General features: G+C 56.0%; 11 protein-coding genes and 1 pseudogene. 4 read left to right on the top strand and 8 right to left on the bottom strand.

Annotated features, from left to right (window positions below):
* The first annotated feature begins 54 nt into the window (after positions 1-54).
* On the top strand, positions 55-453 hold the full coding sequence (locus tag HH216_RS00500; protein WP_169549005.1) for a DUF983 domain-containing protein: 399 nt from the start codon (positions 55-57) through the stop codon (positions 451-453).
* A 192-nt stretch (positions 454-645) separates the two neighbouring features.
* On the opposite strand, the gene HH216_RS00495 is transcribed toward HH216_RS00500, so the two are convergent.
* Together HH216_RS00495 and HH216_RS00490 are read right to left on the bottom strand one after the other, a co-directional pair.
* Positions 646-1,929, bottom strand: a complete 1,284-nt coding sequence (locus tag HH216_RS00495; RefSeq protein ID WP_169549004.1) for an acetyl-CoA hydrolase/transferase family protein — start codon at positions 1,927-1,929, stop codon at positions 646-648.
* A 65-nt stretch (positions 1,930-1,994) separates the two neighbouring features.
* Entirely contained in the window at positions 1,995-2,396 is a 402-nt protein-coding gene (locus HH216_RS00490) for a DUF2267 domain-containing protein (protein WP_169549003.1), read from the bottom strand.
* 80 nt (positions 2,397-2,476) lie between these two features.
* Between HH216_RS00490 and HH216_RS00485 the strand changes: the two genes are divergently transcribed.
* Positions 2,477-3,175: a hypothetical protein gene (locus tag HH216_RS00485; protein ID WP_169549002.1), complete on the top strand. Its 699-nt coding sequence runs from the start codon at positions 2,477-2,479 to the stop codon at positions 3,173-3,175.
* A gap of 3 nt (positions 3,176-3,178) precedes the next feature.
* Here the strand turns inward: HH216_RS00485 and HH216_RS00480 are convergent, their stop codons facing one another.
* From HH216_RS00480 to HH216_RS00470, 4 genes are all read right to left on the bottom strand, one after another.
* Positions 3,179-4,606: a GH1 family beta-glucosidase gene (locus HH216_RS00480; protein ID WP_169549001.1), complete on the bottom strand. Its 1,428-nt coding sequence runs from the start codon at positions 4,604-4,606 to the stop codon at positions 3,179-3,181.
* A gap of 117 nt (positions 4,607-4,723) precedes the next feature.
* Positions 4,724-4,918 (bottom strand): hypothetical protein, encoded by a 195-nt coding sequence (locus HH216_RS25635; protein WP_254448620.1) that lies wholly within the window; start codon positions 4,916-4,918, stop codon positions 4,724-4,726.
* A 53-nt stretch (positions 4,919-4,971) separates the two neighbouring features.
* Positions 4,972-5,145 (bottom strand): hypothetical protein, encoded by a 174-nt coding sequence (locus tag HH216_RS25630; RefSeq protein WP_254448619.1) that lies wholly within the window; start codon positions 5,143-5,145, stop codon positions 4,972-4,974.
* Between the two features lie 110 nt (positions 5,146-5,255).
* Complete coding sequence (locus tag HH216_RS00470; protein WP_169549000.1) at positions 5,256-6,284, bottom strand: bile acid:sodium symporter family protein; 1,029 nt, start codon at positions 6,282-6,284, stop codon at positions 5,256-5,258.
* Between the two features lie 293 nt (positions 6,285-6,577).
* Between HH216_RS00470 and HH216_RS00465 the strand changes: the two genes are divergently transcribed.
* On the top strand, positions 6,578-6,958 hold the full coding sequence (locus HH216_RS00465) for a MerC domain-containing protein (protein WP_169548999.1): 381 nt from the start codon (positions 6,578-6,580) through the stop codon (positions 6,956-6,958).
* Between the two features lie 202 nt (positions 6,959-7,160).
* On the opposite strand, the pseudogene HH216_RS00460 reads toward HH216_RS00465, so the two are convergent.
* Positions 7,161-10,688 (bottom strand): annotated as a pseudogene (locus tag HH216_RS00460) (methylmalonyl-CoA mutase family protein).
* A 98-nt stretch (positions 10,689-10,786) separates the two neighbouring features.
* Positions 10,787-12,013, bottom strand: a complete 1,227-nt coding sequence (locus HH216_RS00455) for an ABC transporter permease (RefSeq protein ID WP_169548998.1) — start codon at positions 12,011-12,013, stop codon at positions 10,787-10,789.
* A 543-nt stretch (positions 12,014-12,556) separates the two neighbouring features.
* Between HH216_RS00455 and HH216_RS00450 the strand changes: the two genes are divergently transcribed.
* The gene (locus HH216_RS00450; protein WP_254448618.1) at positions 12,557-14,896 is read left to right on the top strand and encodes a SusC/RagA family TonB-linked outer membrane protein; all 2,340 of its coding nucleotides are present in this window, start codon (positions 12,557-12,559) and stop codon (positions 14,894-14,896) included.
* Positions 14,897-14,904: the final 8 nt, after the last annotated feature.

Below are 14,904 nucleotides of genomic sequence, written 5' to 3'. Positions count from 1 at the left end.
GCGGGTCTGTTCGGCCGTCGTTGGCTGGTTCGTTACTACCAATCTTGTATCGCTATGGCTTCTCCCAGTCGTTTTTATAGCATTCTGTTTAACAAGTGTCCCCGCTGCCACGAAGGTGATTTCTTTGTGTCGAAGAGCGCATTCAGCCGAAACTTCGACAAGATGCACGACCACTGTCCGCACTGTGGGGAAAACTTCATGCCGGAGCCGGGCTTCTACTGGGCGTCGATGTTTGTGAGCTACGCGTTTTTTACGATCTGGAGTCTGCTGACGTTCTTCGTCTTCGTAATCTGGCTGGAGGTCGACCTTGACTATTTCCTGATTGGATTAGTACCATCCATCATTCTGCTGACGCCATACTTCTTTCGCATGGCCCGCCGTACCTGGCTGACAATCTTTATTGAGCCTGCACCCAAACAACCTTCGGGTTTACCTGAAACAGCTCGTAGTTAATTTTGGCACAGAGTTTTTCTGTCATCCCGACGTAGGAGGGATCTTCGGAAGCCGGTGAATTTTCTGCTTTTACCGAAGATCCCTCCTACGTCGGGATGACAGAAAAAGAGAAATCCTCATTGTTACTACCAATGCAAAGTGGGGCGGCTTCAACCTGTGAAGCCGCCCCACTTTGCATTGGTACGAATGCGATTACAACCGGCCGAATCGGGCGTGGGCCTGCCGGTCGAGGTCTTCGCGGTGGTCGGGATGGGCGATGTTGATGAGGGCGCGGGCACGCTGTCGCAGGTTTTGGCCGTACAGATCAGCGATGCCGTATTCGGTGACGATGTAATGTACGTGTGCCCGCGTCGTCGTCACGCCAGCCCCTTCTTTCAGAAACGGCACAATTTTGCTCAACCCTTTGCTGGTTGTCGAAGGAAGCGCAATAATTGGTTTGCCACCTTCCGACAGCGACGCGCCCCGCACGAAATCCATTTGTCCGCCAACACCCGAATACTGGTACGTCCCGATGGTGTCGGCGCACACTTGACCGGTCAGGTCGACTTCGATAGCGCTGTTAATAGCCGTTACTTTCGGGTTGCGCCGGATGATCGACGTGTCGTTGGTATAACTGGCCTGTTTCATCGCTACGCCGGGATTGTCGTTGATGAAATCGTACACCCGCTGACTGCCCATGACGAACGCCGATACGATGCGGTGCGGTAGTACCGCCTTGTGTTCCCCCGTAATGACGCCCCGCTCAACCAGGTCGATGACCCCGTCGGAGAACATTTCGGTGTGAATGCCCAGTCCTTTGTGGTGAATCAGTTCGGCCAGTGTGGCGTTTGGAATGCCGCCAATACCGAGTTGCAGGGTCGCGCCGTCTTCGACCAGACTGGCGACGTACTGACCAATCTTCCGGTCTTCCGCGCTGATTTCACCGGGTAATACTTCGTAAATCGGCTCATCGACTTCGATGGCTGCGTGTAACATCGACACCGAAATCAGCCCGTCGCCGTGTGTGCGGGGCACCCGTGGGTTAATCTGGGCAATGACGTACTTCGCCGACTGAATTGCGGCCAGCGACACGTCGACGGAGGGGCCGAGCGAACAGTACCCGTGTGCGTCCGGGGGCGATACCTGAATCAGCGCGACATCGATCGGGAGAATCTTGCGGCTAAACAGCAGCGGCACTTCGCTCAGGAAGACGGGTACGTAGTCGCCGATGCCCGCATTCAGCTGCTTCCGCATGTTGGCCCCGATAAAAAACGAGTTCGGCCGGAATGATTCCTGATACTGCGGTTCGAGGTACGGCAGGTAACCCTCCGTGTGGATGTGACACAGCTCGACATCGCGCAGCTGCGGTGCCCGGTCTATCAGGGCGCGGATGAGTGTATGAGGTGTTTGAGCAACGCTGTGAATGAAGACACGGTTGCCCGATTGAACAACGGAAACGGCCTGCTCAGGCGTAGTAATCGGGAGGAAAGTTGCCATAATGTTGACGTACTGATAATCAGCTCCTGAAAGGGTTGTGTAACCCTTTCAGGAGCAATTGGGTGCTAATTTGTCGTTACGGCACCGTCGAACAGCGGAGCATAATCATCCGACAGCGTGATTTTTATCTTGTGCAGTTCGCCCTCCGTCACCATCGACCGGAATACGGTCATGAACTGCTTCGTGTGGCGCTCACCGGTGGCCGCATCGACGCCCAGTTTGTCGGCGACGCGCTGGTAGAACTCTGTGAGTTTGAACCGCTCGCCCTGATCGCGGTCTTCGGGCGATACTTCGCGGATGATGTCGAGCAGGGGGGCGGGTAGTTGCGCGCCCAGATTGTCGGCAGCGTTGCCGGCCAGGTGCGCCGTCAGCGTGTGGAGAAAGGCGCGGGTGATGTCAATGACTTCGCCCTCCGACTGAACGCCAAGGGCGGCTTTTGCTTCGTGAATAAATTCAGGATATTGCATAACGTCAAGTTGACTTGGTATTGGTTGCTCAACCCGACGTTTGTGAAAGATGTTGGTATAAACCAGAAAAACTGCACCACATGCAACGAATTCTATTGGTACTGTTTTGGGTAATGGGTCTCGGTGTTGCACAGGGGCAACACAGCGAATTCAGCGTACAGGCGGGTAGTGGGCTGTTTTCCTTTCGGGGATCGGGGGCGGTGTCGCAAACGGGAATACTACTGATGGCACCGGGAGTGATGAGTCCGTACGGTCGACACAGCGGACTAAGCTACGGTCTGACCGGGCAATGGCAGCAAACGAGCCGATCGGGTCTGGTGCTGGGTGTTCAGGCGGGATACGAATCACTGACGAGCCGAGCGGCCATTCTATACGTCAATGGCGATTTTACCAGTAATCCGGCCAATGGTAACGTCCGTCTGCGCAACCAGTACGTCAATCTGCATCCGTTTGTGGGGAAGCGATTTGGAACCATAAGGGGCGGCCTTGACTTAACTGCGGGAGTCGATCTAGCGTACGGAGTGGCCAGTACCGGTTCGATACTGCTCGACAGTGATAACACGCCTGGAGGATACATCACAGCTGTCGACTACAATATGCCAACTGTTGATGTGCGGCCCCGTGTAAACCTGACGGGTTATTACCGGTCATTTGGCCTGAACGTGGGCTATTCGCTGGGAGCACTTAGCTACACGCCCAGTTCCCGCTCCGATGCTACGCAGGTATACAGCCAGTATTGGCGGGCCGGGATAAGCTATCGTTTCGGTCGTCGGGGCTGATGGTTAGTGAGCCTGAGCGTGTGCCGACCAGTCGACGGGGTCGGTGAGGAGTTGCTGAAACCAGTGGCCGGAATCTTTTACGATGCGTTGCTGGGTGCGAAAATCGACGTAGACCAGTCCGAAGCGGGGGCGGTATCCTTCCGCCCATTCGAAATTGTCGAGAAAGGTCCAGACGAAGTAGCCGTCGACCGAAAAGCCGTTTTCCTTAGCCCGCAGCACGCTTTGCAGATAGTCCTGATGGTAAGTGATACGTTGTGGGTCGTGCACGCGGCCTTGTTGCACGGTATCGTAGAAGGCTGAGCCGCTCTCGGTAATGTACAGTTTGCGAATGCCCTCGTACTGCCTGAACTGCTGAATGACCCGGTACAAACTGTCGGGGTTGACCTCCCAACCCATCTCGGTAATCGTCTGCACCCCCCGACTCAGCGGAGAAATATCTTTCGCCCAGATATACGGTACGAAATAGGAGTGCTCGACTACCACGCGGAAGTAGTGTTGCAGTCCGATAAAATCGAAGTCGAAGGCCAGCTTTTCCAGGTCGCCGGGTTGGGCGTGTTTCTTAAAAATGCCACCTAGAAACGACAGCTCGTCGGTCGGATAACCCAGCCCCAGCGCGGGTTCGATGAAGAGCCGATTCAGCAGCGCGTCGACGCGTTTGGCTGCGGCCCGGTCGCGGGCAGAGTCGGTGTACGGATCGACGGGGGAACAGGAAAACGTGGTGCCGACATGCGCGTCGGGTACGTTGCGCCGGACTACCCGACCTCCTTCCGCCTGAGCCAGTGCCGTGTGGTGAATGCTGGGCAGCAACGCGCGCAGGCTCCGTCGGCCGGGTGCGTGCGTTCCCGTAAAATACCCCAGCACCGACGACGCTAGGGGTTCGTTGAGAATAATCCAGTGTTTGACTTTGTGGCCAAAGGCTTTCGTGCACACATCAACGTAATCGGCGAACCAGTCGACGATTTTGCGGTTGGGCCAGCCGCCGAGGTTTTCCAGTACCTGCGGTAAATCCCAGTGGTAGAGCGTGATCCAGGGCGTCAGGCCCAGCGACAGGCAGTGGTCGATGAGTCGGTCGTAAAAAGCCAGTCCGGCATCGTTGATTTGGCCACCGTGTTGCGGTCCCAGTCCATCGGGCAGAATGCGCGACCAGGCTATTGAGAAGCGAAAATGGGGAAAGCCGAGGGCTTTGTGCAGCCGCAGGTCGTCTTCGTAGCGGTCGTAAAATTCGCAGGCAATGTCGCCGTGTTCGCCGGTTTTGATTTTGCCGCGCTGATGACTGAACGTATCCCAGATTGACGGGCTACGCCCGTCGCGGTCGACAGCTCCCTCGATTTGGTAGGCGGCTGTTGCCGTTCCCCAGATAAAGTCAGGGCCGAATACAGCCCGAGAAACGAGTGCCGAATCGGCGTCGGATAAGCGCGGTTGAGTAGTCAAAACATCCCAGGAATGGTGGGGCAAAGGTAGTTGTTGGGTTTAAGGTTTGTGGTTTAATGTTTAAAGTTATCATCGCAGAAACCTTGACCATTAAACCACAAACCTTGAACCTGGCGACTATCTCCGTCCGTAGAAACCGCCGGGGCGGTTGGGGCGGTTGTTTTGCTGGGCGGCAAACAGGCGTTCACGCTGCGAGCGGTTCAGCACCGACAGCATCTCATCGCGCTTGCGGGCGCGGGCCTGCCGGAGTCCGTCGGGGGTAAAGCGCGAGGTGGCAAACAGGTTGTCGTAGTTGTCTTCGATGCGGTGCAACTGCTTCTCCTGCCGACGCGATAGACCGACCAGCGCGTCGAGCCGCTCGATTTTTAGTTCGTCGCGGAACTCATCATTTGGGTTGTTGGGGTACTGTTGATTCCCATACCCCTGATTGCCATAAGCGGGGGGCGGTTGTCGAACGGGCGCTGGTAAACGCGTTGCGCCATGCTGCTACCGGCGGTCAGAACGAAAAGCGCAAAGGCGGCAATGAGTGTCTTTTTCATGTCAGTTGGTAAGTGATGGTTAACTGACGGTTAGAGTAGCTCAACGCTGCTGCGTTTAATCGAACTGGTGAAATAGCCGCAGAACAGGCTTTTTTACGGGTCGAATGGCGTCAGCGGGTGGGTGAGTCGTCGTGTACTGCCTGCGGACTGGGTTTCCAGTTGGCCATTGCCTTCGCCAGAATGCTGGCTACGATCAGTTGCAGGGCGTGGTACATCATGATCGGCAGCAGCACGACTCCAGCAGCACTGCCCGGAAACAGCACTTTTGCCATTACGCTACCCTGCACCAGCGATTTTTTCGACCCGCAGAACAGTGCCGTAATGCGATCCTCGCGGCTGAAATGCAGCCACCGACTGATGACGGTGATAAAGCCAAACACGAAGAAAAACAGCGCGAGCATCCCCACTGCCAGCAGCACAAAATCGGTTACCGACAGGTTGCGAAACAGGTTCTGAGCAAACGATTCGCAGAAGGCTGTGTAAACGATGAGCAGAATCGTGATCTGATCGAAATAGCGGAGGGCACCTTTGTATTTTTCAGCAAACCAGCCTAGCTGTTTGTTCAGCAACAGCCCCAGCACCACCGGCACGATGACCTGAATGGTCAGCTTCAGAATGATGCCTTCCAGGTCAAACTGACCGCTACCGGCGCTGAGTAATGCACTCATCCAGATCGGGGTGACGAATACGCCAATCAGACTGGAGATACTGGCGTTGAAAATAGCCGCCGGAACGTTGCCGTTGGCAATCGATACCATGACAACCGACGAGGAAACGGTAGAAGGCAGGGCCGCAACGTAAAATACGCCCAACCAAAGCAACGTCGTTTCCGGCGTGACCAGCAAGGCACGTATGCCCAAAATCAGTAGCGGAAACAAAATAAAGGTTGTCAGGTGAATGAGCAGGTGGAGCCGGTAATTGCGCAGGCCAACTTTTAGCTGATCGAAATTGAGCCGAAGGCCATACAAAAAGAAAATCAGCGAAACGCCGTAGTTGGTAAAGGCCGACAGCGACAGCGGTCCGGTCTGAATGCCGGGTTCGGGCCAAAGCCGGGCCAGCCCGATCATCGCCAGTAGCGCCAGCAGAAACCAGTCGAGTCCGACGCGGCCGAGTAAAGTTGCAAGGGAGGTTTTTGCCATACAGTACTAACGCGATTTGCGGAGTACGGTTTTCGGTATACGGTTTACGGATTGTCCCCGGCAGCTTCCAGCCGCTCGGCGGTCCGATGTCGGAGCCGCGATAGCGGCTAATCGGGCTAAGTCCATTTTAGCCTGACGGCTCCGACATCGGACCGCCGAGCGGCTGGAAGCTGCCGGGGACAAAAAGACATACAGCTTACGGCAGTTCATAGCACAGCGAGGAATCTCTAATTTGCAACATTGTTGCAAATATTCAATTTCACTAATACCTTTGCGTTGTTACTACGCTTGCTATGAATCAGCTGCTATCCCGCCACCGCGCCGATTACGTCGGTATTACCGGCTCCGTATTGTGCATTATCCACTGCCTGCTGACGCCCGTACTGGTAATGACGTCGGCACTGCTCAACTACGAGTCGCTGCGGGTCGGTTTTCTGAGTCTCGATTATCTGTTCATTGGTATCAACGTTATCGCCGTATGGTCGGCGGCACGGTGTGCGACGGGCTTGATTCGGTGGGCATTAGGGGGTTTTCTGGCCCTGTTTGCCGTTGGTCTGTTGCTGGAAGGCCAGAGCGAACTATTCGAGTATGTAGCCTATGCCGCATCAGCGGGGCTGGTTGTGACGCACCTGATTAACATCCGGCAGGGCCGCACCACGCACGCTCATTGCTAATCAAATTTTTGCCCGCCGTATAGTGCGACAGGGGTGCCAGTCTTCAAGTTATGCGTCGATGGTTGGGTACTTTTTGACGGCATCGGTACTGGCCCTCTGTTTTTTGAGTTTAATGTCTAAGGTCTAACGTTTAAGGTTGTTGGCACGGAGACAATCTCGGCGGTAGCCAACAACCTTAAACGTTAGACCTTAGACATTAAACCTACATGTTCCGCCGGTACTGCCCGCCGACGGCGTAGAGGGCGTGGGTGAGCTGACCCAGCGAACACACCTTGGCGGCTTCCATCAGGCTCTCGAAAATGTTGTCACCGGTTAAAGCCGCCTGTTGAAGCTGGGCGATGGCCGTTGCTGCGGCTTCCTGATTGCGCTCCTGAAACGCCCGGCAACTGTCGACCTGATACCGTTTCTCGTCGTCGGTCGAGCGGATAACTTCGGCGGGTGTCAGGGTAGGGGAGCCAGCCGGGTCGAGGAAGGTGTTGACGCCGACGATAGGCAGTTGGCCGTTGTGTTTCAGCGTCTCGTAGTACATCGACTCCTCCTGAATCTTGCTGCGCTGATACATTCGTTCCATAGCGCCCAGTACACCGCCCCGCTCATTGATCGCCAGAAACTCCTGGTACACGGCTTCCTCCACCAGATCGGTCAATTCTTCCACAACGAATGAGCCCTGCAACGGATTTTCGTTTTTGGTCAACCCAAATTCACGGTTGATAATCAGCTGAATTGCCATCGCCCGGCGCACCGACTCTTCCGTGGGCGTGGTAATGGCTTCGTCGTAGGCGTTGGTATGCAGCGAGTTACAGTTATCATACACAGCGAGCAGCGCCTGTAGGGTCGTGCGGATGTCGTTGAAGCCGATTTCCTGCGCGTGCAAACTTCGCCCCGAGGTCTGAATGTGGTATTTGAGTTTCTGCGACCGCTCGTTGGCCCCGTACCGGTTCCGCATGGCCTTGGCCCAAATCCGACGCGCCACCCGACCCATCACGGTATACTCCGGGTCCATACCATTCGAGAAAAAGAACGATAGGTTAGGCGCAAAGTCATCGATGCGCATGCCCCGGCTCAGGTAGTATTCTACGAACGTAAAGCCGTTCGATAGCGTAAAGGCAAGTTGCGAAATCGGGTTGGCTCCGGCTTCGGCGATGTGGTACCCGGAAATGGACACCGAATAAAAGTTCTGCACCCGGTGGTCGGTGAAATACTGCTGAATATCGCCCATCATCCGCAGGGCAAATTCCGTCGAGAAAATGCAGGTGTTCTGCGCCTGATCTTCCTTCAGAATGTCGGCCTGTACCGTTCCGCGCACCCGTTGCAGCGTATCGGCTTTGATTTGCTCATAGACCTCGCGCGGTACGACCCGGTCGCCCGTTGTGCCGAGTAGTTGCAGGCCAAGTCCGTTGTTATTATCGGGTAGGGGGCCGTTGTAGTGGGCGTTACCCTTTTCTTCGTCCATCCCCTCACGGCAGCGGCCGACCGCCCCGGCCCCTCTCCCGTTTTGGGAGAGGGGGAATTAGCGGGAGTACTGCTCCCCTCTCCCGTTTTGGGAGAGGGGCTGGGGGTGAGGGAATTTACATTCTCCCGTAACCACTTCTCACACTGCTGGTCAATGGCTGCGTTGAGGAAGAAGGCCAGTAGAATGGGAGCGGGGCCGTTGATGGTCATGGACACCGACGTGGCTGGATCGCAGAGGTCGAAGCCGGAATAGAGTTTTTTGGCGTCGTCGAGCGTACAAACGCTGACGCCGGAATTGCCAACTTTACCAAAGATGTCGGGCGGAGGGCAGGGTCTTCACCGTAGAGCGTCACCGAATCGAAAGCTGTTGACAAGCGTTTGGCGGGTTGACCTTTCGAGACGTAGTGGAACCGGCGATTGGTACGTTCGGGACCGCCTTCGCCCGCAAACATCCGCGTCGGATCTTCACCTTCCCGTTTGAGCGGAAACACCCCCGCCGTGTACGGGAATTCGCCCGGCACGTTTTCGGTCAGCAGCCAGCGCAGTACGTCGCCCAAGTCGTGGTATTTGGGCAGGCTCACTTTCGGAACGCGCAAATGCGACAGGGTTTCGGTATACAGCGGTTGCCGGATGGTCTTGTTCCGAACAGTAAATTCGTAGAAATCAGCTGTGTAGCGCGTTTGCATAGCAGGCCACTGCGCCAGCAAAGCCCGGCAGTCGGGATGCATCCGGGCGTCGAGCTGCGCGCGGAGTTGTTCGAGGGTTTCCCTCGTCGCCCTCACCCCCGGCCCCTCCCGCGACGGCGGACCGCCCAAAACGGGAGAGGGGGGAATTAGCGGGAGTACTGCTCCCCTCTCCTGTTTTGGGAGAGGGGCCGGGGGTGAGGGTAAAAGCATCGCCAGCGTCCCATCAAGCTGATATAGTTGCCGGGCTAGCGTTGTCTGCTCGTCGACGAATCGGTCGTACCGGCGGCTTTCTTCTACAATCTCGGCCAGGTAGCGTACCCGGTCGGGGGTATGATGGGGTTTACGGCAGTTGATATTCGGTTTACGGTGGGTGGCACGTCGATACTGTGTTCACTGTGTACCGAAAACCGAACACCGAGAACCGCCATCAGCCGAGCGAACAGGGTGTTCATGCCTGCGTCGTTGAATTGCGACGCCATCGTGCCAATGATGGGTAACTCGTCGTCGGGCGTGTCCCAGTCGTTGTGGTTGCGTCGGTATTGCTTCCGAACGTCGCGCAGTGCATCGGCGGAGCCGCGTTTATCGAATTTGTTGATCGCGATGACGTCGGCAAAGTCGAGCATGTCGATTTTTTCGAGCTGCGTAGCTGCACCGTATTCCGCCGTCATCACGTACAGTGTCTTGTCGGCATGTTCGGTAATCTCCGTGTCCGACTGCCCGATGCCCGACGTCTCTACGATAATCAAATCAAACCCGCCCGTCTGGCAGATGTCAATAGCGTCCTGCACCGAGCGGCTCAGCGCCAGGTTCGACTGCCGCGTCGCCAGCGACCGCATGTATACCCTCGGCGAGTTGATGGCATTCATGCGGATGCGGTCGCCGAGAAGCGCCCCGCCCGTTTTCCGCTTCGACGGGTCGACCGAGATAATGGCCAGCGTTTTGTCGGGAAAGGTCCGCAGGTAATGCAGTACCAGCTCATCGATCAGCGACGATTTACCCGCGCCCCCGGTGCCGGTGATGCCCAGCACGGGGCATCGATCAGTTGTTGGGTTTCGGTGGGTACTGGTTTTCGGACCGTCATTTTCGGCGGTGGTGATTTGCCGGGCGATGGTATCGGTATCAGCAGGGGAAAGGGCGAAATCACACTGGTTCAGCAGATCATCGATCATACCCTGTAAACCCATCGACCGACCGTCGTCGGGTGAATAGATGCGCGTGATGCCGTAGGCGTGTAGTTCCTCGATTTCGCGCGGGAGGATGGTGCCGCCCCCACCGCCAAAAATCTTTATATGTCCCGCTCCGCGTTCGCTGAGCAGGTCGTGCATGTATTTGAAAAACTCTAGATGGCCGCCCTGATAGCTCGTTATGGCGATGCCCTGCACGTCTTCCTGAATAGCGCAGTCGACAATGTCGGCTACCGACCGGTTGTGCCCCAGGTGAATCACTTCTGCCCCCGATGCCTGCATTAGCCGACGCATCAGGTTGATAGCCGCATCGTGCCCGTCGAACAGCGAAGCCGCCGTTACGATACGGATTTTATGCTGACGAACGGGTGTCGTATCTGCTTGCTCCTGTCGCCGTTGAGTAATCATAGTTCTATCGTATCTGGAAATTATACCAAAGATACGAAGAAAGCCCAAGGCCGCATAGCCCGTAAAAGACGCTGTTGAACCGCCCGGTCAACGATGCGCTACTTCTTGAACGCCAGCGCCCGTATCGGCTGAATACGGTTGATAATGATGGTCGGAATCCAGAGCACCAGAGCGATCAGCAGAACGGTCGCGCCGTTGAGAGCCAGAATGGTCGGCCAGTCCCAGGCGATGGGTACGTACTTGATAAAGTAGTTTTTGGGATCGAGCGGAATAAGCCGGAACCGATCCTGTAGAAAGCATAAGCCGATGCCAATCACGTTGCCGATCACTAGCCCCCACACAACCATACCCAGCCCGACGTGCAGAAACATACGCCGGATGAGGGTGTCGGTGCCGCCCAGCGTCTTCAGCAGGCCGATCATGGGCGTCCGTTCCATCATCAGCACTAGCAGCACCGATACCATGTTGAACGACGCCACAAACGCAATCAGCCCCAGCAGAATAACCATGTTGCGGTCAAGCAGGAGCATCCAGTCGAAGAGGGGGCGGTACTGTTCTTTGACCGATACCAGCCGCATGTCGGGCGATAACCGGTCGAATACGGTTTCGCGGGTTTGGTCGAGTTTGCTGAAGTCGCGCACGAAAATTTCGTAACTCCCTACCGTGTCGGGGCCCCACTTGTTTAGCCGCTGAATCAGGCGGATGTCGCCCAGTGCGATTGTTTTATCGACTTCCTCCAGCCCCGTTTCGTAGATGCCGACAATGGTCATTTTGCGGGCGCGGGGCGGGTTGCCCAGAAAATACAGCGGCAGCGACTGCCCGACGGTCGCCTTCAACTGATTGGCCATGTACTGACTAATCAGCAACTGTGTCGAGCCATTACCCGTGTCAGCCCCCACTTCGGGTACCGTACCCGCCACCAGCGATTCGCGTAGCAGATTCCAGTTGTAATCGCGCCCGACACCTTTCAGCACGACGCCGGCCAGCTCGTCGGGTGTTTTCAGGATACCCGGTTTGGTGGCGACAGCCTGTATATGGTCAACGCCCGGAATATTGGCGCCGGCGTTGAACAGGGGCGTATTGAGCGGCAGCGCCGTATCGTCGTACGAATGGTTGTTGGTGAATTTGCTGACTTGCAAATGGGCCCCGAACAAGAAGATTTTTTGCTGAATAGACCGCTGATAGCCAAACAGTACGGCAAACGCAATAATCATAACCGCCAGTGCCAGCGCGATGCTGCCAATGCCGATACGGGTAACGGTGGTCGAGAAGCTACCCTGCGGGGCACGGCGCACCCGGCGGGCCAGAAATAAAGAAAGATTCAACGTAGTTGGCTGACTAAAGATTGGTTGCTGCGTGCATCGTACCGACCAGCGGCAACAGCAACTACAAAGAAACGGGTATCAGCTATAGAGCTCATACGTGGCTGTCAAATTTACCACCCAACGGTTCTGCTGTTAGGTGTACTGAACTGTTAATCAGCTACCATTCTGAATAGGTCGTGTCCGGCAGATAATAATAAAAAAAAGTCAGTTTGGATGCCGATATCGTCATTTGTGCGGGGATAAGCCTATTTTATGAGCAAAAATTTACAACTATTGACTGGATATTAATTTTAATTCGGTTTTAATTAACATGCATTTTACATTTGATTTATAGGATAAAACGAAGTAAAGAAAACTTATGACAGGAAGCACACAAAGACAAAACTCAGCGAGTCAGTACGCAATTAGCTAGGTCGTTACAAAAAAAGGTCAGCAGTGCTGGTACCACCGCTGACCCGATTAATTCCCGATCTGTGTAGCACCCGTTTGGCGGGTGTCAGGAATGTTTTTGCCCTTTTCTATCAAGACAAAACGCATAAAGGTATGAAAAAATCAGTACCGCCTACACCGTGGTACCGGCCAGTTGGTCGTTTGTATCTGCCACTTATTCTGGGACTTACGGCTGGATCTACGCTGGCCGCGCCCAGCCCACCCAGCTGGTTCAGGTCGGTGCCTGCTGCCAGCGCTGGTCTTCGTCAGGACGACATCACGATAACCGGTTTGGTTAAAGACGACAAAGGCGTTGGGCTGCCGGGGGTGAACGTCGTTATCAAAGGAACCACGCAGGGCTCTGCCACCGATGCAAACGGCCGGTTCACCGTCAAAGTACCCAGCAATAACACCGTGCTGGTCTTCAGCTATATCGGCTACAAAACGCAGGAAACAACCGTCGGGACGCAGACCCAGCTGACGATGACGCTGGTAGCCGACGATCAGTCGCTCGATGAAGTTGTGGTGGTTGGGTACGGCACGCAATCGCGCGGAACCGTTACGGGGGCGGTCAGTACGGTGCAGTCCGATGATCTGCTGAAAACCCCGGCTGTTACTTCGTCGGCCGCGCTCGTGGGTAAGGTGCAGGGTATCACGTCGCGGGCGACGGACTCCCGGCCGGGTGGTGCCGTTAATATCGAAGTTCGGAACATGGGTGAGCCGCTCTACGTCATCGACGGTGTGCCGGCCGACGCGGGGCAGTTTAATAACCTGGGTCAGAACGACATCGAAAATATTTCGATCCTGAAAGATGCGTCGGCGGCTATCTACGGCTTGCGGGCGGCCAATGGCGTGGTACTCGTAACGACCCGGAAAGGCCGTGCCAACCAGAAAACCGCCATCAACCTCAACGGTTACTATGGCTTTCAGGACTTTTCCCGCTACCCGTACCCCGCCAATGCCTATCAGCATCAGCGCGGGCTGGTCGAGTCGGATCAGAACCTGGGCATCCGGCCCAGCATAACGCCCGACGAGCTGGAAAAGTGGCGCGTCGGTACCGAGAAAGGCTACCAGAACTACGATTACTACAAAATGGTGCTCCGGTCTAACGTGCCGCAGTATTCGCTGAACGCCAGCGTAACGGGTGGTGCAAACAACGCCAACTATTACGTGGCCGTCAACCACCTCGATCAGAAGGCGCTGATCGAAGATTTCAGCTTTAAACGCACCAACCTGCAAGCCAACCTGGAAGCCGGACTGACGAAGGGGCTGCGCATCGGCGCGCAGATCAGCGGGCGGGTCGAAACACGGAAGCAGACGGGCGTGCCGGGTATCGACGATTATTTCAACCCGTTGCTGAGTGTGTTCTCGATGTGGCCTACCGAGCGGCCCTACGCCAACGATAACCCGAATTACATTGCCCAGACGCACAACATCAACGTCAATCCGGCGACCTATAAAAAGTCGATCACTGGCTATAACGACGAGGTCTGGCGAGCGGCTAAAGCCAACCTGTATGCGCAGTACGACTTCGGCTTCGGGCTAATCGCCAAGGCGACGTTTTCGTACAACCATACGGCCCTGAATTTTGACGGCTTCGAGTACACCTACAACACCTACAGCTATAACCCGACGAACGACACGTACAACGTCGTGCCGGGCGGGGGCAACCAGAACCCCTGGCGCGAGCAACGTCGGCGCACGCTGATCGATCAGTTTGGCCAGTTTCAGCTGACCTACAACAAGCAGTTCGGCGATCATGGTATCTCGGCCGTTGCGGCTTTTGAGCGGTCGGACTGGAGCAACCGCTATCTGGTGGTGCATACCGTGCCGCCCAACAACTATATCCCGATCCAGTATTTCGCCAATCAGGATTATCTGGCCGACGAGTACGGTGAAGTGGCGCGGGCGGGCTATATCGGCCGGATCAATTACAATTATAAGCAGAAGTATCTGGTCGAAGTGCTGGGCCGTTACGACGGATCGTTCCTGTTCGCACCCGGTCGCCGGTACGGGTTTTTTCCCGGTGTATCGCTGGGCTGGCGGCTGCTGGAAGAGCCCGTCATCAAAAACGCCATCGGCAGCGTGGTCAGCGACTTCAAGCTGCGGGCGTCGTGGGGTAAAACGGGTAGCGACAATACCAACAACAACCAGATTTCGCCCGGCTTTATCGTGGCCCCGTTCAGCTACCTGACAGGCTACAACTGGGGGGCGGGGAGTGCGCTGTTCAACGGCACGCTGATTACGGGTATCCAGCCGCGTGGTGTGCCCATCACCAACCTGTCGTGGATCAACAACGTATCGACCAACCTGGGCTTCGATTTCTCCCTGTTCAACAGCCGCCTGTCGGGTACGTTCGATGTGTTTCAGCGCAAACGCACGGGCCTGCCAGCCGCCCGCTACGACGTACTGCTGCCGAGCGAGGTAGGCTACTCGCTGCCCCCGAAAACCTGAATACGGAA

The sequence above is a fragment of the Spirosoma rhododendri genome, from assembly GCF_012849055.1.
Taxonomy (GTDB): domain Bacteria; phylum Bacteroidota; class Bacteroidia; order Cytophagales; family Spirosomataceae; genus Spirosoma; species Spirosoma rhododendri.
This window is presented reverse-complemented; position numbering and strand designations above follow the sequence as displayed.